Source organism: Curtobacterium citri, from assembly GCF_030362955.1.
Taxonomy (GTDB): Bacteria; Actinomycetota; Actinomycetes; order Actinomycetales; family Microbacteriaceae; genus Curtobacterium; species Curtobacterium citri.
Genome location: NZ_JAUCML010000004.1, coordinates 334,913 through 355,085, shown reverse-complemented (window position 1 = coordinate 355,085; position 20,173 = coordinate 334,913). Strand labels below are relative to the sequence as shown.

Genomic DNA, 20,173 nt, shown 5'->3' with positions numbered 1-20,173 from the left:
GACCGTGACCAACATCCAAGAGGAGACCGAGCCCACCGTCGGTGCGCTCGCCGAGGAGGCCGACGGCCACTCGACGCGCAGCATCGCGACGGCACGCTCGGCGAAGCCCCGCGGCGGCCTCCGCCGCTTCCTGCCCACGATGACCCCGTGGCTCGTCACCGGCATCGTGCTCATCCTCGGCGTCACCGCGTTCGGACTGCTCGGCCCGTTCCTGGTCGGCGACCCGAACGCGATCCGCGACTCCGGGATGCAGGCGCCGAGCGGGGAGAACCTGCTCGGCACCACGCAGACCGGTCAGGACGTCCTCGCCCAGCTGGCGTACGCGACCCGTGGCAGCCTGCAGATCGGGCTCATCGTCGGGGTGCTCGCGACGGTGCTGTCGGCCTTCTTCGGCATCCTCGGCGCGTACCTCGGCGGGATCATGGACGAGGCGTTCTCGTTGTTCTCGAACGTCTTCCTCGTCATCCCGGGGCTGCCGCTCGTCATCGTCATCTCGGGCCTCGTGCCGCAGGAGGCACGCGGGCTCTGGACCATCGCGATCGTCCTGGCGTTCACGTCGTGGGCCGGCTCCGCGCGGGTCCTGCGGGCGCAGACGATGTCGATCCGCAACCGCGACTACGTGTCCGCCGCCCGCGTCGCCGGCGAACGACCGTGGCGGGTCATCGCGGTCGAGATCCTGCCGAACCTGCTGCCGGTGCTCGCGTCGCAGTTCGTGTTCGCCGTGATCGCGGCGATCCTCGGCGAGGCCGGTCTGTCCTTCCTGGGCCTCGGCGCATCGAACTCGTCGACGCTCGGCACGATGCTGTTCTACGCGCAGAACGGGTTCGCGCTCGCGCAGGGCGCCTGGTGGTGGTTCGTGCCGCCGGGGCTGCTCATCGCGCTGCTCGGCATGGGCCTGTCCCTCGTCAACTTCTCCATCGACGAGGTCATCAACCCGCGACTCGCCAACGTGCGGGCGCAGCGACGGCGCGAGCGGCAGGCACGGCGCGCGGCTCGCCGCACGTCCGGCCCTGGAGGCGCGGCCCGCTCCGCGCGGACCGCCACCGACCGGAAGGGGGTCACCCGATGACCCGGGACGCCGTCCTCACCATCGACCACCTCGACGTCGTCTACGAGACCGAACGGCCCGTGCACGCCGTCAAGGACGTCTCGCTCTCGCTGGCACCGGGGGAGATCCTCGGGCTGGCGGGGGAGTCCGGCTGCGGCAAGACGACGCTCGCCTACGCCATCACCCGGCTGCACAAGCCGCCGGCGAAGGTGGCGTCCGGCAGCATCACGTTCCACGACCGCGACGGCAGCGACGTCGACCTGCTCGGACTGAGCGACGAGCGGCTCCGCGCGGTCCGCTGGTCGAAGCTGTCCATGGTGTTCCAGGGCGCGATGAACGCGCTCAACCCGGTCACCACGATCCGGGCGCAGCTCGACGACGCCCTCGTCGAGCACCGGAAGGGCATGCCGAAGCGGGAGCGACGAGCGATCGCCGAGGACGCACTCCGACGGGTCGGCGTCGACCCGGCACGCATCACCGCCTACCCGCACGAGCTGTCCGGCGGCATGCGGCAGCGGGTCATGATCGCGATGGCGATGCTGCTCGAGCCGCAGGTGATGATCATGGACGAGCCGACCACCGCGCTCGACGTCGTCGTCCAGCGCGAGATCCTGCGGGAGATCGTCCGACTGCGGGACGAGCTCGGCTTCGCGGTCGTGTTCATCACGCACGACCTGCCGCTGCTGCTCGAGATCAGCGACCGGATCGCGATCATGCTCCGCGGCGAGGTCGTCGAGTGCGACACCGCCGCGCGCATCCAGCACGAGCCGCAGCACCCCTACACGCAGCGCCTGCTGCGGTCGTTCCCGAGCCTGTCCGGCGCCCGCGGTGACTTCATCCGCACGGGCCTCGGCTTCGAGGAGGTCGCATCGTGACCAGCGTGACCGTCAACCACCTGACCAAGGACTTCCACGTCCGCAAGGGCCTGCGCAGGAACACGCTGCGCGCCGTCGACGACGTGTCCTTCGAGCTGCTGCCCGGCCGGACCGTCGCGCTCGTGGGGGAGTCCGGCTCCGGCAAGTCCACGATCGCGCGGATGCTCGCGAAGCTGGAGTCCGTCACGAGCGGGTCGATCGACGTCCGGCTCGAGGACGGCACGCCCGTCGTCGGGAGCATGTACCGGCGGCACGTGCAGATGGTGTTCCAGGACCCGTTCGCGTCGCTCAACCCGTTCCACTCCATCGAGCACCACATCGCCCGGCCGCTGCAGCTGCACCACCGGACCCGCGGTGCCGAGGAGACCCGGGAGCGCGTCCGCGAACTGCTCGACCGGGTCAACCTCGACGAGGACTTCGCCGAGCGTCGCCCGCACGAGCTCTCCGGTGGCCAGCGGCAGCGGGTCGCGATCGCCCGAGCGCTGGCACCGGGCGCACAGGTGCTCGTCGCCGACGAACCGGTGTCGATGCTCGACGTGTCGATCCGGCTCAGCGTGCTCAACCTGATGGGACGGCTGCAGCGCGAGGACCACCTCGCCGTGCTCTACATCACGCACGACCTGGCGACCGCGCGGCACTTCTCGGACGAGATCCTCGTGCTCTACCGCGGCCGCGTGGTCGAGCGGGGGCCGTCGGACGCCGTCATCCTCGACCCGCACCACGACTACACGCGGCTGCTCGCCGACGCGGCGCCGGACCCCGAGCGTGTCGACCGGCGCGTGACCGCGGGGCCCGTGGTCGACCGGTCGACGATCGACAACACCACCTGCTACGACCACGGGCTCGGCGCGTGGGTGGACGCCCCGGCGGCGCCCGTCGGTGCCCGGTGACGGCGCCGTTCGTCGACTGGGTCACGACCGGCTTCACCGCCCGGTTCCGGATCGGCCCCGAGCAGCCGGTGTCGCTCGTGTCGTTCGTGTCGGCAGGCGGGACGCCCTCGGACGGGACCGCCGAACCGCAGCCGCTCGTCGAACTGACGACGGTCGGGCACGGTCGGTTCCCGGGCGGCTTCCGGCACGTCGACTCCACCGTCGGTGCGCGGCTGCGGTACGTGGCGCACGAGGCGACGGGCGCGACGGACGCGACCGACGGGTCGGGTGTGCCCGACGGGACGGACGCGAGCGCGGCCGTGGTGGTGACCGGACCCGGGATCCGGATCGTGCAGGCGGACGCGGCCACGGGCCTCCAGACCGTCTCCGTGTTCCGGGCGCACGACGGCGTGCCGGCGTTCCGCACCTGGACCGAGGTCCGGGCCGAGCGGGGCGAGCACGTCGTCGACTCCGTGTCCTCGTTCGCGAGCGGCGCCTGGCTGACCGATTCGGGCGTCGACGTCGACGACCTGTCGCTGACGCACGCGGCGAACGACTGGGCGGCCGAGAGCCGGTGGCGCACCGACCCCTTGCGGGCCATCGGCCTCGCGCGCATCGACCGCGAGGCGCAGCACCACCCGCCCCGCAGCCGCGCCGTCGTGCAGAACCGCGGATCGTGGTCCACCGGCGAAGCGCTGCCCATCGGGGTGCTCACCGGACCCGGGTACGCGCTCGTCTGGGAGGTCGAGCACAACGGCCCGTGGCTGTACGAGCTCGGGGAGACCCGGAGCGCCGCGTACCTGCTGCTCAGCGGACCGACCGACCAGGAGCACCAGTGGACCGCGGTGGTCACGCCGTCGGCGCCGTTCACCTCGGTGCCGGTCTCCGTGGGCATCGCGGGCTCGATCGACCAGGCGTTCGGGGTGCTCACCGCGCAGCGCCGGGCCTCCCGCAAGCTGCGGGCCGCCGACGCCGCGATGCCGCTCGTGTTCAACGACTACATGAACACGCTCATGGGCGACCCGACCACCGAGAAGCTGCTGCCGCTGATCGACGCGGCCGCCGACGCCGGCGCCGACCTGTTCTGCATCGACGCCGGCTGGTACGCCGAGGGGCACTGGTGGGACACCGTGGGGGCGTGGGAGCCCGCGGCCTCGCGGTTCCCGGGCGGGCTCGGCGAGGTCGTCGACCACATCCGGAGCCGCGGCATGCAGGCGGGGCTCTGGCTCGAACCCGAGGTCATCGGCATCCACTCGCCACTCGCTGCCTCGCTGCCCGACTCCGCGTTCGTGCAGCACCACGGCGTGCGGGTCGCCGAGCACGGACGGCACGTGCTCGACCTGCGGTCGCCGGACGCCCGCGCACACCTGGACGCCGTGGTCGACCGGCTCGTCGGGACCTTCGGTGTCACGTTCTTCAAGATGGACGACAACACCATGACCGGGCCGTGGGCCGGTGCGGTGGACGGCGGTCGTGCGTTGCTCGACTGGCTCGACGACGTCCAGCATCGCTACCCGGCGCTGCTCATCGAGAACTGCGCGTCCGGGGCGATGCGCGCCGACCAGGCGATGCTGTCCCGGCTGCACGTGCAGTCGACCTCGGACCAGCAGGACCCCGTGCTGTCCGCCTCGATCGCCGCCGCGGCCCCCGCCGCGATGCTGCCCGAGCAGGCGGGGAACTGGGCGTACCCGGCGCCGGAGATGTCCGACGAGCTGTTCACGCTGTCGCTCGTCAACGGGGTGCTCGGGCGGATGTACCTGTCGGGGCACCTGCCACGGATGTCGGCGGAGCAGCGGGCGGTCGTCGGATCCGCGATCGCCGCGCACCGTCAGGTGCTCGAGGTCGTCGACACCGTGCTGCCGGTGTGGCCGCTCGGGCTGCCCGGGTGGGAGGACCCGTGGGTCGCGCTCGGCCTCCGGACGGCGTCGGGCGACCTGTACCTGTCGGTGTGGTCGTTGCCGGGAACCTCGCGGACGGTGGCGCTGCCGCTCGATCCGGGTCCGGCACCGGGTCGTGTCGTCGTCGAGCCGCTGTTCCCGACGGCGGTGGCGCCGTGGACGGTGTCGTGGGACGGGGTCGCGGGGGTGCTGCACGTCGACAACGGCGGTGCGACCCCGACGGCTCGGGTGTTCCGTGTCCGGATCGAGGGGGCGGACACGGGGCGCTGAGGGGACGCGCGCCGGATGGCAGACGGTGCGCGTCGACGGACGGGAGGCGCGGTGCAGGCAGGTGCCGTGCCTCCCGTCCGCTGTCCGTCCCGTCTCGCCGCGCGGGTCGCGCCGCTCAGCGCCAGCTGCTGCGGAGTGCGCGGAACCAGCGTGGAGTGAGCGCCGGCGGGAGGTACCAGGTCGACCCGGCGCCCAGGAGCGCGATCACCGCCGGGATCCAGAAGAGCCAGCTCGGGCGGGCGGGCAGGGCGAGGACGATGCTCACCAGGACGATGCCGAGGCCGAACCAGAAGAGGCCGAAGACCCAGTACGACAGGCCGCCCTGCGCCCAGGAGCGCCAGAGGCCGCTGTAGCCGAGCAAGCCGATGAGCATCAGCGCCGCGCCGATGATCCAGATCACGTCGTCCCCTCCGCTTCCGTCGCACTCGACCGTACCGGTCGGCGCAGCGGCTGCCGGTGCATGGACCGGAGGTGTCATCGGGACCGCGCTGTTCCCAGGGGTCGGGACGGTCGTGGGCGGTATCGTCGGAGGCGCCATCGGGGGTCGGCTCGGCGGGACAGGCGGCGAGGTGCTCGGCGACAAGCTGAACGACATGTACCAGGGGTCGGACTTCGCGAAGGGTGTGCACGACGTGTGGAGGGGGATCTTCGGATGATCTGGGCGATGATCGCGGTGTCGTGCGCGTTCGCGCTGGTGGGGTTGATGGCGTACACCGGCCTCTGGCGGAGCTGGACGCGCTCGTGGAGTGCCGACCGTGTCTTCCCGACCGCCTTCCTCGGGTTCGGCGGCATCTGCTTGGGCGCCTTCGGGGCGCTCCTGTCGACGCACGCATTCGTGGTCACCGCTCTCGCGATGGTCGCGGCCTTCGTGCTGATCCTCGTCGCGGTCGGACTGTTCATCTTCGGTGTGCCGGCGTGGCTGACCCCGCGCTGGTACCGGCACCGGAGCGGCGCGTGACCACAGGTCATCGGTGCCGTGACCCGCGACGGTCGATGACCACGGGGAGCTCGCCGGAGCGGGTGGACGAGGATCTCGAGTGACACCCGTCGGATTCCTCGTCATGCTGTTCGCCATCGGGATCGTCTTCGGCGGCGCCGGAGCATCGGCGTACGCCGGCGTCTGGCGTTCGTGGATCGGTCGAATCCACCAGAACGTCGTCTTCGGGTGGTTCTGGCTGGGTCTGGCAGTGCTGTCGATGGGGCTCGCGGCGAGCTTCATCCGAACGCCGGTCTTCGGGTTCTCCTTCGTCTTCGCGGTCTGCGCCGCCATGGCCGGTGCGCTCGGCCTGTGGATCCTGCTGTCCGGCGTTCCGCGGCGGCTTCGCCCTCGCTGGTACCGCGGAGAGCGTGAACGGTGTGCGCCCCGACGGAGTTCCGGCCGCCGAACGTCCCGTCGCCCCCGGGAACACCCGGCATCGGACCCGCGGTGACAGCGGCGAGGACGGGTGTCAGCGAAGCAGCCCGAGCTCCATCGCGCGGGTGACCGCCCGGGTGCGGTCGTTCACCCCGAGCTTCTCGAACACGTGCCCGAGGTGCGTCTTCACCGTCGTCTCGCTGAGGAACAGCGCGCGGCCGATCGCCGGGTTCGACCCGCCCTGCGCGACGAGCTGCAGCACCTCGAGCTCGCGCGGGGACAGCGTCGGTCCGGCGGGAGCCTTCGTCGTGGCCCGGCGAACGAGGGCCGCGGCCGCGGACGGCGCGAGTGCGGTCTCGCCCCGGGCGGTGGCGCGGAGGCCGGCGAGGATCTCCGACTCCGGTGCCGCCTTGAGCAGGTAGCCGGCGGCCCCCGCCTCGATCGCGGCCAGGATCTGGTCGTCGGACTCGTACGTGGTGAGGATGAGGACCCGGATGCCGGGTTCGCGGGTGAGGATCCGCGCGGTTGCCTCGTCCCCGTCGATGCCGGGCATGCGCAGGTCCATCAGGACGACGTCGGGACGTTCGGCGAGGGCGATCGCGACCGCGGTCTCGCCGTCGCTCGCCTGCCCGACCACCGACACGTCGTCGGCGTCCTGCAGGAGCGCGACGATCCCGGCGCGGACGATCGGGTGGTCGTCCGCCACGACGACGCGGATCACCGGGTCACCGTGGACAGCGGTGCGGGTGCGGACGGGAGGCGCGGCCCGGCCCCGGTGGGGACGGTCGCCTCGACGACGGTGCCGACTCCGGACGACGAGGTCACCACGCAGGTCCCGCTGGCCAGGGCGAGGCGGTCGCGCAGCCCGCGCAGGCCGTGCCCGGCGGACGGGACGGACGCGTCGAAGCCGGCGCCGTCGTCGGCGATCCGCAGTGTGACCTGCGGGCCGTCGACGAGCAGTGCGACCTGCGCCGAGGTGGCCCGGGCGTGCCTGCGGACGTTCGCCAGGGCCTCCTGGCCGACGCGGAGCAGGACCACCTGCGTGTCGCGGTCGAGCGGGACGTCGGGGGCATCGACGGTGACGGTGATCCCGGTCTCGCGGGTGCACCGTTCGCCGAGGCGGTGGAGCGCTGCGCCGAGGCCGTCACTCGACACCCCGGCGGCGCCGGCGGCGACGAGGGTGCGGGAGTCCTCGAGCGCTGTGCGGGCGGACTCCTCGAGCACGGCGAGTCGGTCGCGCAGTCGGTCGACCCGCTCCGCGTCGAGGTCGCCGCGCGCCCGCTCGGTGAGCATGACGATGCCCGCGAGGTCCTGCGCGACGGTGTCGTGGATCTCGCGCGCCAGACGCTCCCGTTCGCTCGTCACGCCGGCAGTGCGGTGTGCCTCGGCCAGGGACGCCTGCGCGGACTGGAGCTGTTCGAGGAGCAGCCGTCGCTCGTCCGAGAGCCGGGCGATGCGGGTGATCCAGAGGCCGAGCGCGCAGGCTCCGACGACGCTGATGCTCTCGATGAGGAGCGTCGAGAGCAGCTCGTCGAGCCCGGAGGCGATCTGCAGCCCGATGCCCGACGCGATGCCGATGACGACCGAGACGGCGATCGACGTCCGAGCGCGGTCGATCTGGCACCAGGCGACCGGGAAGAGGATGCACTGCACGAAGGCGGTGCTCGGCACGACGGCCGGCAGGACGAGGGCCGCGACGACGAGGAGCGGCACGAACGCGGCCGCGGACCGGGGGTCGTCGTACCCGCGCCGGCCGTAGGCGACGTACGCGACGGCGAGGACGCCGAGCATCACGAACGCGGGCCACCGGGTCGACCACGGTGACCAGCCGAAGGCCGCGATCACCGCGATGAGCGCAACCGTCACGCCGAAGGCGACGTGGAGTCCCACGTTGCGCTGGGTCGTGATGCGGTCCATGCGGCCAGCCTCCCATCCATCCGCGCCCGTCCGGCGGTTCTACACAGGCCTGTCAGGCATCCCGACGGTTCCACCGGAACGTCAGGAGGCAGGCGACCACACCGAGGACCAGCCATGCTGCCAGGACGAGGGTGCCGAGACCGAGGTGCCACGCGCCTCCCGGCTCGGCGGACGCGAAGCCCTCGGGCAGGAACACCGACCGCATGCCCGACGCCATCCAGCGGAGGGGGAAGACGCCGGCGACGGTCTGCAACCAGTCGGGGAGCTGTGTGAAGGGGAGGTAGACACCGGAGATGAACTGCAGGACCAGGACGATCGGCACGATGGTCGCGGTGGCACGGCGGCCCTCGCGGGGGAGCGCCGAGATCGCGATGCCGAGGACGCAGCTCGTGGCGACGCCGAGGAGCACGATGCCGGCGAACCGGGCCCACGCGCCGCCGTCGGTCGGCAGGTCGACGCCGAAGACGAGGGCGGCGATCAGGAGCAGGAGCACGACCTGGGCGGTGACGGTGACCAGCACCATGCCGATCTTGCCGACGAAGTACGACAGGACCGGCAGCGGGGTGCCGCCGAGGCGCTTCAGCGTGCCGTCGCTCCGCTCGCCGGCGATGTCGACGCCGAGCGACTGGGTGCCGGAGAGCAGGAGGGCCGTGGCGACGAGGCCGGGCAGGTAGTAGGTGGCGTAGTCGACGCTCACGCCGGGGCCCGCCTGGATGTCGGGCGAACCGCTGAAGGCGACCGAGAACAGCGCCAGCATGATGACCGGGAAGAGGAAGGTGAAGAACACGGCGTCGGGGGCGCGGAAGTAGGAGCGGACCTCGTAGCCGATGCGGTGCAGCCCGAGTGCGGCGGCGTTCATGCTGCGTCCTCCGTGGTCGTGTGGTGCGCGCTGTGCTCGGCGATCATCGCGAGGTAGACGTCCTCGAGCGCGGGGCGGATCACCTCGAGGTCGTGCATCGCCGTCGCCGTGCTGCGGACCAGGGCGGTCGGGTCGGTGGTCCGCCGTTCGTGCTCGACGCCCGCGTCGTCGCGCCACCGGACGACCGGCGTCCGGGCCTCGGCTCCACCGATCTCGTCGATGGGCGCGATGTCGATGAGGCTGCCGTCGGCGATCACCGCCGCCCGGTCCGCCAGGTGTGCGGCCTCGTCGAGGTAGTGCGTCGTGAGCAGGATCGTCGTGCCCTCGCGCTTGACGTCGTCGATGAGCTGCCAGAACTGCCGGCGGGCCTCCGGGTCGAAGCCGGTGGTCGGCTCGTCGAGGAACAGCACCTCGGGGCGGCCGATGATGCCGAGCGCCACGTCCACCCGGCGCCGCTGCCCACCGGAGAGCCGGCTGATGCGGGTGTTGCGCTGGGCCTCGAGCCCGGTGACGGCGAGGAGCTCCTCGACCGGGCGGCTCCGCGGGTACAGGTGCCGGAAGTGGGCGAGTTGCTCGGCGACGGTGACGTTCGGGGACTCGCCGCTGGTCTGCAGGACGATGCCGACCCGGGCGTTGTGGCTGCGGCTCGTGCGGGCCGGGTCGTGGCCGAGGACGCGGACCTCGCCGGCTGTGCGGGAGCGGTAGCCCTCGAGGATCTCGACCGTGGTGGACTTGCCGGCGCCGTTCGGGCCGAGCAGGGCGAAGGTCTCGCCGCGCTCGATGGTGAACGAGACGTCGGACACGGCGCGCTTGCCGTTCGGGTACTGCTTCGTGAGGCGCTCGACCTGGATGGCGGGGCTGTTCGGCATGGTCCCAGCCTGCTCGCGCCATGCGGGCGGTGGATCGGGGGGCCGGGCGGAGCCGCATCCCCCGATCGGAGGATGGACGAACAGGTTTCCCTCGCAGCTGTGTGCATAATCCTTCGGTGGCATACCCCCTCTGGAGCTACTTCCCGCGCAATGCTCGTCCTGAGAGCTGGGCCGAGATGCTGTGTGCTGCGGTGGCCGATCAACGAGCTGTTCTTGACACCACCGTTCCGGTTCCGGCTGGGACCGATCAACCGACCAGCGACGGAGTGCTCGAAGTGCTCCGACCGTCGATGGAAGGCCTCGGCTACCTCGTTGAAGCAGGGAAGTCCCGTCACCAGCGAATCGAGCGGCCGGTCCTCTTCGGTGAGAACGGTCGAGCTGAAGTGACCTACGAGATCGATGCCTTCCATGACGGCCTCGGCATCGCTGTAGAGGTGGAAGCCGGACGAGGGGCGATGAGCAACGCTGCGTACCGCGACATCATCAGGACGTCGCTGCTGTTGGACGCAGACTACTTCGTGCTCATGATGCCCATCTCCTACCGGTACCAGAGCAGCGGCAGGACTTCCTCCACGGACGCCTACGCCAAAACTCGAGAGCAGTTGTCTGCCATCTACGCTTCGCAGCGGCTCCGACTGCCGTTCAAGGCTGTGCTGCTGATCGGCTACTGATCACTGATCCCCGCGTAGCCGGTCAGGAACCGAGCGCTGCCCGCAGGAAGGGAGCCGTCCTGCTGTCCGGTGCGGCGGCCACCGCAGCCGGTGTGCCGGTCGCGATCACGCGGCCGCCCTGGTCGCCGCCCGCCGGACCCATGTCGATCACGTGGTCGGCCTGCGCGACGACGGACATCGTGTGCTCGACCACGACGACGGTGTTGCCCGCGTCGGTGAGCCGGGCGAGCTGTGCCGTGAGGAGTTCGACGTCGGCGGGGTGCAGCCCCGTGGTCGGCTCGTCGAGCAGGTAGAGCGTGTGGCCGGAGCGCGCCCGCTGGAGTTCGGTGGCGAGCTTGATCCGCTGGGCCTCGCCGCCGGAGAGCTCCGGTGCGGGTTGCCCGAGGCGGAGGTAGCCGAGGCCGACGCTCCGCAGGGCGTCGAGGGCGCGGGCGGCGGCGGGGAGGTCCGCGAGGGCCTCGGCGGCCTCGTCGACCGTCATGCCGAGGACGTCCGCGATCGTCGAGCCGCCCCGGCGGACCTCGAGGGTCTCGGCGTTGTAGCGGGCGCCGTGGCACTCCGGGCACGGTGCCCAGCTGCCGGGCAGGAAGAGGAGTTCGACCGAGACGGAGCCCTCGCCCTGGCAGACTTCGCACCGGCCGCCCTCGACGTTGAACGAGAACCGGCCGGCGGTCCACCCACGTGCGCGGGCGTCGTTCGTCGCGGCGAAGGCCTGACGGACGGCGTCGAACATGCCCGTGTAGGTCGCGAGGTTCGACCGGGGCGTCCGGCCGATCGGCTTCTGGTCGACCTCGACGACCCGGCTGATGACGGGGTGCGCGGTCGCGATCGCGGGGAGGACCCCGCCGACGAGCGAGGACTTGCCGGAGCCGGACACCCCGGTGACGGCGGTCATGACACCGAGGGGCAGGTCGACGTCGAGGCCGCCAGCGTCCGCGCCGCTTCCGGTTGGTCCACGCAGGTTGTGCAGGGTGGCGTCGCGGATCTCGAGGGTGCCGACGGGATCGCGCGGGTCGCGTGGGTCGCGTGGTGCCCGGGGCGCCAGGTAGCGGCGGGTCACGCTCTCCGACACGTCGGCGAGCCCCTCGGGTGGCCCGCTGTAGAGCACGCGACCGCCGCCGGTCCCGGCACCGGGGCCGACGTCCACGATCCAGTCGGCCCGACGGACGATGTCCATGTCGTGCTCGACGACGAACACGCTGTTGCCGCTCGCGCGGAGGTCCTCGAGGACCTGCACGAGCGGTTCTGCGTCGGCCGGGTGCAAGCCCGCGGACGGCTCGTCGAGCACGTAGACGACCCCGAACAGTCCCGAGCGGAGCTGCGTCGCGATGCGGAGGCGTTGCATCTCACCGGGGGAGAGCGTCGGGGTGGCCCGGTCGAGCCCGAGGTACCCGAGCCCGAGGCCGGTGAGGACCTCGACGCGGCTCAGCAGGTCAGCGGCGATCGACTTCGCCACCTCGGACCGTTCGCCGGAGGTCACCCGGCTCTGCGCCGCCGACGGTTCCGCCAGCTCGGCGGTGGGGCGAAGGACCTCGGCGACCTCGGACAGCGGCAGCGCGTTGAACGCCGCGATGTCCAACCCGCCGAAGGTCACCGCGAGGGCCGCGCGGGTCAGACCGGAGCCGTGGCAGAGCTGGCACGGCCCGGACTCGACGAAGCGCATCGCCTTGTTCCGCTGGGCCTCGCTCTGCGAGTCGGCGAGGGTGTGCAGCGTGTACTGCCGGGCGCTCCAGAAGCGACCCCTGTACGGCTTCGCCACGCGGTCGCGCTTCGGGTGGACCTCGACGACGGGCTGTTCCTCGGTGAAGAGCAGCCAGTCACGGTCCGCCTGCGGCAGCTCCCGCCACGGCCGCTCGATGTCGTACCCGAGCACCGCCGTCACGTCGCGGAGGTTCTTGCCCTGCCAGGCGCCGGGCCACGCGGTGATCGCGCCGTCGCGGATCGACAGCGACGGGTCGTGCACCGCGGAGGCCTCCGTCACCTCGTGCGCCGTGCCGAGGCCGTGGCAGCGCGGGCACGCACCGACCGCGGTGTTCGGGGAGAACGAGTCGGAGTACAGCTGCTCGGCATCCGCGGGGTAGGTGCCGGCGCGCGAGTAGAGCATGCGGACGGAGTTGCTCAGCGTCGTCAGGGTGCCGACGGTCGAGCGGGTGCTCAAGGCACCGCGGCGCTGCTGCAGGGCGACCGCCGGGGGCAGGCCCGTGATCTCGTCGACGTGGGGCGTGCTGCCCTGCGCGATGAGCCGGCGGGCGTACGGGGCGACGGACTCGAGGAAGCGGCGCTGGGCCTCGGCGAAGACGGTGCCGAAGGCGAGGCTCGACTTGCCAGAGCCGGAGACGCCGGTGAAGGCGACGATGCGGTCACGGGGGATGTCGACGTCGACGTCGCGCAGATTGTGCTCGCGGGCGCCGCGGACACGGATGAAGCCGTCGGCCGGGATGGTGTGGTCCGTGGGGCGGTGCGGGGCGGGCATTCGTTCGAGCGTAGGCGGGACGGATGGGCAGCGTTCGGGTCACGAAGACGTGCCGCGCCGCAGGGTCGCGGTTTTGGAGGTCTGCACGACTGAGGTGCGTCGTCGCAGCCATCTCAGTGCGACCGGAAGCCGTCCTCGTCGCAGGCGCTATCGATGCGTAGCGTCAGGGGACTCGCAGGCCCCATCTGGGCTCGGTCATGTGAGGATTCTGTTGTGGAGCTTGCATCTAGCCTCGTGGGTGTCGCAGCTGCGATTGTGATCCAGATAATTTTCCATCGGTTGACGCATCCAAAGCGCGAACTTAGGTATGCCGTGGTGCCGTTGGATCAGGCCGCCGGCACGTGGCGCGTGCTGATCTGGTCAAGAGCGCGTGCAGATATCCCATCTTCACTTTATGACTCGGGGCTTCCAATCGTGTTCCGTTTTGATCCGCCAGTTGCGCCAGGGCCGGTTGAAACGACGCTTCGAGGCACTCCGGTTTGGAATGCCGGCGAGCTGTTGATGGAACCACGATTGCTTCACGTGGATTTCCTCGCGAGCGCTGACTTCTACACTAGGCAGCAATTCAACGTGTCAGTGGAGAGAAATCTAATTGATGTGCCTATAATCGAAGATCGATCTTTTCCGTCAACGTCACAGACCGGTCAAATCAGGGCCGTGCAGAGGTCTAAAGCGCGCGCGCGACTGACAGTCCGATCTATTAGTGTGAGCATTCTTGTAGTCGGTTTACTTCTATTCACAGTCGGGCTGGCACTGGGACTTGGAGGTGTCGAGCCGTTGGGTACGGCGCTTGGGGGTACAAGCTTGATCGTCATTCCACTCGGGCTCGTCACGCTCGCGATCGACGCCGTTCGACGATTGGTGCTTCGGCGCACGCGGTGATTACCCTCCCGCCGATCATCGTGGAGGTTCCTCAGTAAGCGGCTCTCCATGTGCGGTCAACACCGTAAGTTGATCGGCCGTACCCGCGTGTGTTTGCTCCTGCAACGTCCGCTGAGACTTCAGTGCCGACGGCGCGTAGACCGGAAGACATGAAGGTCGTCGGAGTCGAAACGTTCGGAGGGCCCGAGGCCCTCGCCGTCCACGAGGTCCCGGAGCCGCACGCTGGCTCCGGCACCGTCCGCATCAGGGTGCAGGCGTTCGCCGTGAACCCCACCGACACCGGGGTGCGAGCGGGCCAGCGGGACTCGTCGGAGGCCTCGCCGCCGTACGTGCCCGGGATGGACGCCGCCGGGGTCATCGACGAGGTCGGCGACGGTGTCGAGGGCTGGCAGGTCGGCGACCAGGTCATGGCCATGGCGCTCCCGCTGTCCGAGCACGGCGGCGCGTACGTCGAGCACCTCGTCGCGCCGGTCGGGTCGTTCACTCGGATCCCCGCCGGGCTGTCGATCGAGGAGGCCGCGACCGTCCCGATGAACGGTCTCACCGCGCTGCAGATCCTCGCGCGGTCGGGCCTCAGCACCGGGGACACGCTCGCCGTGACCGGAGCCGCGGGCCTGCTCGGCAACTACGTCGTGCAGCTGTCGAAGCAGCGGGGCATCACGGTCATCGCCGACGCCGCGCCGAAGGACGAGGACCTCGTCCGCTCGCTCGGGCCCGACCACCTGGTCCGACGTGGGGACGGCTTCGCGGCCGCCGTGCGCGGCATCGTGCCGGACGGGGTCGACGCGCTCGCCGACGCCGCGGTGCAGCGGGACGAGGTCGTCGAGGCGGTGCGCGACGGCGGGTTCTTCGCGGACGTCCGGGGCTGGGAGGGCAACGGCGCTCGCGGCATCCGGTTCGAGCGGATCATGGTGTTCTCGGAGTACACGTCGTTCGACCTGCTCGAGGAGCTGCGGCAGGCGGTGGAGGACGGGGTCCTCGTGCCGCGGGTCGCCGAGGTGCTGCCCGCGGAGCGCGCGTCGGAGGCGCACGAGCGGCTCGAGGCAGGCGGGACGCGGGGGCGGTTCGTGCTCACCTGGTGAGTGCGGGTCGCTTCGGCGACCACTGCTCGGACGGGAGGCGCGGTGCCAGCTGGCACCGCGCCTCCCGTCCGTTGCGGTGCCGGTCCGACGGGGTCCCGCCTCCGTCGGACGATGGCTGTCCAGCGCTCGAGCTCGTCCTCGACTCGATCTGCGACGGCCGTGGGATCGTCGTGCTCCCACGAGCGGATGACGCGCCAGCCCTCCGACGTCAGGATCGCCTGGTTCCGGGCGTCGCGCTGCCGGTTCGCGAGGAGCTTCCGCCGCCACAACTCGGCGTTCGCCTTCGGGAGCTGCACGTGCTCCTCGCAGAGGTGCCAGAAGCAGCCGTCGACGAAGACCGCGATCCGCGCCCGCGGGAACACGAGGTCGGGGCGGACGCGACACCGGCGGCTCACCTGCCGGTCGACGAAGAACCGACGGCCGCGGCGATGGAGCTCTCGGCGCAGCGCGAGCTCGGGTGCCGTGTCACGGCGGCCGAAGCGGGCCATGTGGCGGCGGCGTGCGTCGTCGGCTTCCCACTGATCCATGCGTCGAGCGTCACAGACGGGTCAGGCCGCGGCACGCCGAACGAGCGATCGGTGGACAGTCTGCCGCTGCGCTAGCTCTGTGCAGGGGGAGCGGACGCGCGCTCCGCCGGGACGTCGTCGTGCGCTGCGAGGAAGCGTCGGACGCGGGCGAGGCTGCGCCGGAGCTGCACGACCGTGATCGCCCCGACGACGACCAGCACCCCGACGAGGACGATCCGGAACCACGACGTCACGTCCGATGCGAGGCCGATGACCTGCGACCCCGCGATGCCGCAGAAGAGGAAGAGCTGCTGCGCCGTGACGAGCGGGAGGGTCACTTCGAGCACGTGAGCATGGGCGACGGCTCGTGCCTCGAGGGCAGCGGGGATCGGTGCTCCCGACAGGACCGCTCGCTGCACGTCGCGCTGCTCGGCGGCGTCGAGACCCCCGGTCGCGGCGCTCACGAGGTGCTTCATCCGGAACTGCGACACCATCGTGGACAGTGCGGCGCCGAGGCCTCCGAGGGCCATCGCGCAGCCGAGGCTGGTGAGGAACACCTCGAGCGGGCGCTCGCCCTGGCTCAGCCACGCCCCGATCGCGATCCCCGCGACGGCACCGGCGAGCGCGATCCAGACGGCCCGACGTGCGGCTCGACGGACGGTGTCCTGCAACTGCGTCTCCACAGGGGCAACAGTAGGGCCCGGTCCGCGATCACGTCCGGCTACCATCGGCCGCGTGAGCAGCGACGTGACGCCCGGGCGGTACCGGCACTTCAAGGGCGGGGAGTACGAGGTGGTCCTGGTGGCGAAGGACGTCGAGACCGAGGAGCCGGTCGTCGTGTACCAGGCGCTGTACGGGGAGCGGGGGCACTGGGTCCGGTCGCTCGCCGACTTCACCTCGACGGTGTCGCGAGACGGGTACGACGGGCCGCGCTTCGTCCGTCTGGAGTGACCGGCAGTACTGCTTCCCGCGCAACAATGGGTGTGATGTGCCGGTACGTGGGGGACGTGTTCGTCGTCCGCCGTGAGGGCGTACTCGTCGCTGAGCCGACCGGCGGCCTCGCGCGACGGGATGCGGATGCTCCTCCACAGTCGTGTTCGCGACCATCGACGACGAGACGGCAGGCCTTCCGCTGATCAGCAGCGGCAGGGTCTCCGCCGAGATCGAAGTCCGCAGCCCGGTTCCCGCGAGCGGACTGATCGGCCGAGTCGTGCGGCTCTCGCCAGCAGCTGGCGCCATCAAGTCGTCCAGGGGACCCCCGCAGCCCCGCCGCGACGACGCGATGGATCTGTTCGAGCTCGTACCCGACGAATGGCAGCCGTACGAGGTGCGCTTCGGCGAGCTGGACGCGCATGGTTGGGAAGCGTTCGTCGGCACGCTGGTCCCGGTGCCGGTCGAGGAGATCGACGCTGTGCTCGGGGCGGGCTGGGAGCAGCTCGTCCGGATCGAGCCGTGGCTCGTACCCCTTCAGACCGAAAGCGATCATGCGGCGACCTAAGCGGTGACGGACGGGAGGCGCGGTGCCAGCTGGCACCGCGCCTCCCGTCCGTCACGTGGTCCTGCAGTCCGGTCAGCGCGTTGTCGTCAGCCGAAATTCAGCGGGACGAGATAGTTGACGCGGTGCGGGGCAGAGCCTTCTGCGCCGACTTGCGCGGTGGGAAGGCAACCGCACTCGCGGGCCATGGCCCGAGCGGATCACGGGATGTTCTCGAGTGCACGTCGTTCGACCTGCTCCAGGGTTCGCGGCAGGTCGTGGAGCGCAGCGTGCTGGGCCACGAGTAGCGAAGGTGCTGTCGGGGTTGCGCGCTGTGGAGGTGCACGAGCGGTTCGAGGCGGGTTGAACGCGGGGGAGCGACTCGTGCTCACCGGGGAGGCTGACGAATGAAGCCTTGACAACGATGCCGTCCGTCGAAGCAAGTTGAGTGATGTTTGCCGGGCCAGAGCTCGTCCGCCGCGGGTAAGTGAAGGGCAGCACAGCACGGCGTGACGAGCTTCTAGACTGACTACATGCTCACTCACAAGCTGGCACGGGAATCAGACACACCGTCAGCGAGGAAGCAACGCGGGGCCTTCTTCACGCCACCCGCCATCGCGGAGCATCTCGTCTCTTGGGCTCTGGACGGAGGTAGTGCTCGGACCATACTCGACCCGACTTGCGGCGACGGTGAGTTCCTACGAGCAGCGGACCGGGTGCTGGCGGAATCTCAAGCAGCATCTTCCTTCGCCTATTGGGGCATCGATCTGCACGGAGAGTCTTTGGACGTGGCTCGGAAGAGCCTGGCAGGATCTCAGGCGCAAGTGAATCTTCTCGAGCGGGATGTTTTCACAGTCGAGCCGGATTCCGAAGACGGGGTGCCGCGTGTCGACGTTGTTGTCGGGAATCCTCCCTTTATTCGGTTCCAGGAGCACAAGGGGGAATCAAGACGATCTGCGCGCAACGTAGCTCAACTAGCGGGGGTGCAATTGAGCGGGCTGGCGTCTTCCTGGGCCGCGACTTTAGTCCACGCTTCGCGCTTCCTCAAGCCCTCCGGCCGACTGGCCATGGTGCTCCCAGCGGAGCTCTTGACAGTCAGTTATGCAGCACCAGTTCGAGAGTGGCTGCGCAACCGCTTCCGTAGCGTCAATATAGTTCTGTTCGACAAATTACAGTTTCCCGGAACACAGGCAGATGTGATCCTTCTGCTGGCGGAGGGAGCGGGCTCGTGTGAGACATTCTCCCTCTGGCCGGTCCAAGACGGCGCCGAGCTCCAAAAAATCAAGCCATATTCGCAAGTCAATGTTAATCCAGGCGCCTCGGACAAATGGGGCAGCTTGCTCGTGCCCCGCGCGGTAAAAGAAGACCTTGGAGCCCTGACTGGACACGAGTTTCAGCTATTGAGCGACGTCGCCGACTTACGCCTCGGGGCCGTGACGGGTGCAAATAGCTTCTTTGTGATGACTGACGACGAACGGCAGGCCTGGAACCTAAAGCCGGGCGTCGATGTACGCAGGCTCTCGCCATCGATCAAAAACATCAGCGGAGAAACGCTTACTGATTCCAGATGGCGACAAGCTCGGGACCACGGATTGAAAGTCTGGTTGTTCTGGCCGAGAGGGTCGGTTCCGTCATACGCTGCTGCTCGGTACATAGCACACGGCGAGAAGCTGAAGATACACGAGGGCTACAAGTGCCGGAATCGCGAGCCATGGTGGCGAACACCCGTTCCGGAAATCCCAGACTTTTTCTTGAGCTATATGAGTCACAAAACTTTACGGGTGGTAGCAAACGCCTCGAACGTGGTTCAACTCAACTCGACGCACGGCTTTAGCCTGAAAACGGATCTTCGAGGGACCCCAGAAGCGTCGCAACTACCCATTCTGGCGCTGAACTCCGTGACACAGCTTTCGGCCGAAATGAGCGGGAGGTGGTATGGAGGGGGCATCCTGAAGGTTGAACCTTCAGAAGCGGGACGGGTATTGCTTCCTGCGGTAGATACGTGGCGTACCGTGACCTCTGCGCTCGAAGACGAAGACCGCCGTCTGAAGCTATTGATCAAGGCGGGGGAATACGATCAAATCACCCAAGTGATCGACCGATTACTCCTCGGAAACTTGCTGGGGATCTCGCCGCAACGTATCGAAGCTCTGCAAATTGCGCGCTCCGAAGCTCGCACGCGCAGGATTCGAAGGGGATGACAAGGGTATGGACTCGACACAATCAGGCGATGGGATGAATTTGCTGCCCAGTCAAAGGTTCAATGAACTACTCGGGCAAGTGAAACGCGAGCGTGTCACGAAATTCTCGATGATCGAGGAAGCCCTGCTCGACTGGCTATGGTGCGTCGACGGGTACCGTATCAACGGCAGCGTTCCCTCCGACTTCGGAACCAGGCGCTCCGCGGCATCGGAAGAAGCAAGGAATGGCGCTTTCTACAGGACACGAGGTGATCGCTTGGCGGACGTCCTCCTCGCACTGCTTCGGAACCGCTGTGGCGTGAATCTGGCGCCGAGGAGCCGAGTGAAAGGCTTCTCTCAGGAGCATCAGATCGACATCGCGTGGTCGCCTGAGGATGGACCAATCTTGGCCGATCCTGTTGTGTGCTGCGAAGTGAAAATATTAGGCGCTCCCAGCGACGGGACTAAGCCAGACCGAAGCATCCGAAGCGACTGGACTAATCGCCGCAAAGAGCTCAAGTTTCAAGCAGCTGATCTGAAATTATTTCAAGGTAGGGAAGACCCGAATATCCGAAATTGGGATCAGTGGCGCGCTTCCGTGCCGCCTCGGGTGTACACCATTTGGGCAGGACGTATCTTCTCGCGAACCGACGCGGAATATATGACGGATCAGGCTCGCGATCTCACTGACACCTATCTTGATGGCGTCGGCGTTTTCCCTTTCGCTCCCAATGAAACGAACACCGCCTATCGGGCCTTGAATGACGGACGCAGCGTTCGCGGCAGGCTGACCCATGTAGACACGATTTTGGATCGCATGCAAGCTGATATCGAGCGCTACGCCACGACACCTTAGCTGCACTTCTTCGGCATTGGGGTCGACAGCACTATGGCAGATCGGGTAGGGTCGGGACAAAGTTGACTCTGGCTCCGCTTTAGCGGTGCT

General features: G+C 69.2%; 20 protein-coding genes and 1 pseudogene. 13 read left to right on the top strand and 8 right to left on the bottom strand.

Annotated features, from left to right (window positions below; genetic code table 11):
• Nucleotides 1–4 precede the first annotated feature (4 nt).
• From QUG92_RS08800 to QUG92_RS08785, 4 genes are read left to right on the top strand one after another with little or no spacing between them, the layout of a single operon-like run.
• Nucleotides 5–1,069: an ABC transporter permease gene (locus QUG92_RS08800; RefSeq protein ID WP_289458765.1), complete on the top strand. Its 1,065-nt coding sequence runs from the start codon at nucleotides 5–7 to the stop codon at nucleotides 1,067–1,069.
• Nucleotides 1,066–1,923 (top strand): ABC transporter ATP-binding protein, encoded by an 858-nt coding sequence (locus QUG92_RS08795; protein ID WP_069711270.1) that lies wholly within the window; start codon nucleotides 1,066–1,068, stop codon nucleotides 1,921–1,923. Before QUG92_RS08800 ends, QUG92_RS08795 begins: the two co-directional genes overlap by 4 nt.
• Nucleotides 1,920–2,813 carry an ABC transporter ATP-binding protein gene (locus QUG92_RS08790; RefSeq protein ID WP_289458764.1) on the top strand — a complete coding sequence of 298 codons (894 nt, stop codon included), beginning with the start codon at nucleotides 1,920–1,922 and terminating at the stop codon, nucleotides 2,811–2,813. The genes QUG92_RS08795 and QUG92_RS08790 overlap by 4 nt, the downstream gene beginning before the upstream one ends.
• A complete protein-coding gene (locus QUG92_RS08785) occupies nucleotides 2,810–4,960 on the top strand; it encodes a glycoside hydrolase family 36 protein (RefSeq protein ID WP_289458763.1) in 2,151 nt (716 codons plus the stop codon). The genes QUG92_RS08790 and QUG92_RS08785 overlap by 4 nt, the downstream gene beginning before the upstream one ends.
• 115 nt (nucleotides 4,961–5,075) lie before the next feature.
• On the opposite strand, the gene QUG92_RS08780 is transcribed toward QUG92_RS08785, so the two are convergent.
• On the bottom strand, nucleotides 5,076–5,360 hold the full coding sequence (locus QUG92_RS08780; RefSeq protein ID WP_289458762.1) for a hypothetical protein: 285 nt from the start codon (nucleotides 5,358–5,360) through the stop codon (nucleotides 5,076–5,078).
• 112 nt (nucleotides 5,361–5,472) lie between these two features.
• Between QUG92_RS08780 and QUG92_RS08775 the strand changes: the two genes are divergently transcribed.
• From QUG92_RS08775 to QUG92_RS08765, 3 genes are all read left to right on the top strand, one after another.
• Complete coding sequence (locus QUG92_RS08775; protein ID WP_289458761.1) at nucleotides 5,473–5,616, top strand: hypothetical protein; 144 nt, start codon at nucleotides 5,473–5,475, stop codon at nucleotides 5,614–5,616.
• On the top strand, nucleotides 5,613–5,918 hold the full coding sequence (locus tag QUG92_RS08770) for a hypothetical protein (protein WP_289458760.1): 306 nt from the start codon (nucleotides 5,613–5,615) through the stop codon (nucleotides 5,916–5,918). The genes QUG92_RS08775 and QUG92_RS08770 overlap by 4 nt, the downstream gene beginning before the upstream one ends.
• Nucleotides 5,919–5,997: 79 nt before the next feature.
• Nucleotides 5,998–6,390, top strand: coding sequence for a hypothetical protein (locus QUG92_RS08765; RefSeq protein WP_289458759.1), 393 nt, complete (start codon nucleotides 5,998–6,000; stop codon nucleotides 6,388–6,390).
• 18 nt (nucleotides 6,391–6,408) lie between these two features.
• Here QUG92_RS08765 and QUG92_RS08760 read toward each other — a convergent pair whose 3' ends face one another.
• Genes QUG92_RS08760 through QUG92_RS08745 form a run of 4 tightly spaced genes read right to left on the bottom strand, consistent with a single transcriptional unit; the run spans nucleotide 6,409 to nucleotide 9,959 of the window.
• The gene (locus QUG92_RS08760) at nucleotides 6,409–7,035 is read right to left on the bottom strand and encodes a response regulator transcription factor (RefSeq protein ID WP_289458758.1); all 627 of its coding nucleotides are present in this window, start codon (nucleotides 7,033–7,035) and stop codon (nucleotides 6,409–6,411) included.
• Entirely contained in the window at nucleotides 7,032–8,231 is a 1,200-nt protein-coding gene (locus QUG92_RS08755) for a sensor histidine kinase (RefSeq protein WP_289458757.1), read from the bottom strand. The genes QUG92_RS08760 and QUG92_RS08755 overlap by 4 nt, the downstream gene beginning before the upstream one ends.
• A gap of 52 nt (nucleotides 8,232–8,283) precedes the next feature.
• On the bottom strand, nucleotides 8,284–9,090 hold the full coding sequence (locus tag QUG92_RS08750; RefSeq protein ID WP_069711259.1) for an ABC transporter permease: 807 nt from the start codon (nucleotides 9,088–9,090) through the stop codon (nucleotides 8,284–8,286).
• A complete protein-coding gene (locus QUG92_RS08745; protein WP_289458756.1) occupies nucleotides 9,087–9,959 on the bottom strand; it encodes an ABC transporter ATP-binding protein in 873 nt (290 codons plus the stop codon). The genes QUG92_RS08750 and QUG92_RS08745 overlap by 4 nt, the downstream gene beginning before the upstream one ends.
• A gap of 116 nt (nucleotides 9,960–10,075) precedes the next feature.
• Between QUG92_RS08745 and QUG92_RS08740 the strand changes: the two genes are divergently transcribed.
• On the top strand, nucleotides 10,076–10,630 hold the full coding sequence (locus tag QUG92_RS08740; RefSeq protein ID WP_289458755.1) for a hypothetical protein: 555 nt from the start codon (nucleotides 10,076–10,078) through the stop codon (nucleotides 10,628–10,630).
• A 22-nt stretch (nucleotides 10,631–10,652) separates the two neighbouring features.
• Here the strand turns inward: QUG92_RS08740 and QUG92_RS08735 are convergent, their stop codons facing one another.
• The gene (locus QUG92_RS08735; protein ID WP_289458754.1) at nucleotides 10,653–13,103 is read right to left on the bottom strand and encodes an ATP-binding cassette domain-containing protein; all 2,451 of its coding nucleotides are present in this window, start codon (nucleotides 13,101–13,103) and stop codon (nucleotides 10,653–10,655) included.
• 1,031 nt (nucleotides 13,104–14,134) lie between these two features.
• On the opposite strand from QUG92_RS08735, the gene QUG92_RS08730 reads away from it, so the two are divergent.
• Nucleotides 14,135–15,067 (top strand): NADP-dependent oxidoreductase, encoded by a 933-nt coding sequence (locus tag QUG92_RS08730; protein ID WP_289458753.1) that lies wholly within the window; start codon nucleotides 14,135–14,137, stop codon nucleotides 15,065–15,067.
• Nucleotides 15,068–15,294: 227 nt separating this feature from the next.
• On the opposite strand, the pseudogene QUG92_RS08725 reads toward QUG92_RS08730, so the two are convergent.
• Nucleotides 15,295–15,555 (bottom strand): annotated as a pseudogene (locus tag QUG92_RS08725) (very short patch repair endonuclease); the annotation flags it as partial.
• A 110-nt stretch (nucleotides 15,556–15,665) separates the two neighbouring features.
• On the bottom strand, nucleotides 15,666–16,256 hold the full coding sequence (locus tag QUG92_RS08720) for a hypothetical protein (protein ID WP_289458752.1): 591 nt from the start codon (nucleotides 16,254–16,256) through the stop codon (nucleotides 15,666–15,668).
• 52 nt (nucleotides 16,257–16,308) lie between these two features.
• On the opposite strand from QUG92_RS08720, the gene QUG92_RS08715 reads away from it, so the two are divergent.
• The 4 genes from QUG92_RS08715 to QUG92_RS08700 all read left to right on the top strand — a co-directional run bounded on the left by QUG92_RS08715 (nucleotide 16,309) and on the right by QUG92_RS08700 (nucleotide 20,083).
• The gene (locus tag QUG92_RS08715) at nucleotides 16,309–16,524 is read left to right on the top strand and encodes a DUF1653 domain-containing protein (RefSeq protein WP_289458751.1); all 216 of its coding nucleotides are present in this window, start codon (nucleotides 16,309–16,311) and stop codon (nucleotides 16,522–16,524) included.
• Nucleotides 16,525–16,666: 142 nt separating this feature from the next.
• Nucleotides 16,667–17,071, top strand: a complete 405-nt coding sequence (locus QUG92_RS08710; protein ID WP_289458750.1) for a hypothetical protein — start codon at nucleotides 16,667–16,669, stop codon at nucleotides 17,069–17,071.
• Between the two features lie 509 nt (nucleotides 17,072–17,580).
• On the top strand, nucleotides 17,581–19,248 hold the full coding sequence (locus QUG92_RS08705; RefSeq protein ID WP_289458749.1) for an N-6 DNA methylase: 1,668 nt from the start codon (nucleotides 17,581–17,583) through the stop codon (nucleotides 19,246–19,248).
• Between the two features lie 7 nt (nucleotides 19,249–19,255).
• Nucleotides 19,256–20,083: a hypothetical protein gene (locus tag QUG92_RS08700; protein WP_289458748.1), complete on the top strand. Its 828-nt coding sequence runs from the start codon at nucleotides 19,256–19,258 to the stop codon at nucleotides 20,081–20,083.
• Nucleotides 20,084–20,173 lie beyond the last annotated feature (90 nt).

Bases quoted from the DNA above. Each gene is read 5' to 3' on its own strand.
- QUG92_RS08795 (WP_069711270.1), top strand. From the start codon at position 1,066: ATGACCCGGGACGCCGTCCTCACCATCGACCACCTCGACGTCGTCTAC.
- QUG92_RS08770 (WP_289458760.1), top strand. From the start codon at position 5,613: ATGATCTGGGCGATGATCGCGGTGTCGTGCGCGTTCGCGCTGGTGGGG.
- QUG92_RS08755 (WP_289458757.1), bottom strand. From the start codon at position 8,231: ATGGACCGCATCACGACCCAGCGCAACGTGGGACTCCACGTCGCCTTC.
- QUG92_RS08750 (WP_069711259.1), bottom strand. From the start codon at position 9,090: ATGAACGCCGCCGCACTCGGGCTGCACCGCATCGGCTACGAGGTCCGC.
- QUG92_RS08745 (WP_289458756.1), bottom strand. From the start codon at position 9,959: ATGCCGAACAGCCCCGCCATCCAGGTCGAGCGCCTCACGAAGCAGTAC.
- QUG92_RS08735 (WP_289458754.1), bottom strand. From the start codon at position 13,103: ATGCCCGCCCCGCACCGCCCCACGGACCACACCATCCCGGCCGACGGC.
- QUG92_RS08730 (WP_289458753.1), top strand. From the start codon at position 14,135: ATGAAGGTCGTCGGAGTCGAAACGTTCGGAGGGCCCGAGGCCCTCGCC.
- QUG92_RS08705 (WP_289458749.1), top strand. From the start codon at position 17,581: ATGCTCACTCACAAGCTGGCACGGGAATCAGACACACCGTCAGCGAGG.
- QUG92_RS08700 (WP_289458748.1), top strand. From the start codon at position 19,256: ATGGACTCGACACAATCAGGCGATGGGATGAATTTGCTGCCCAGTCAA.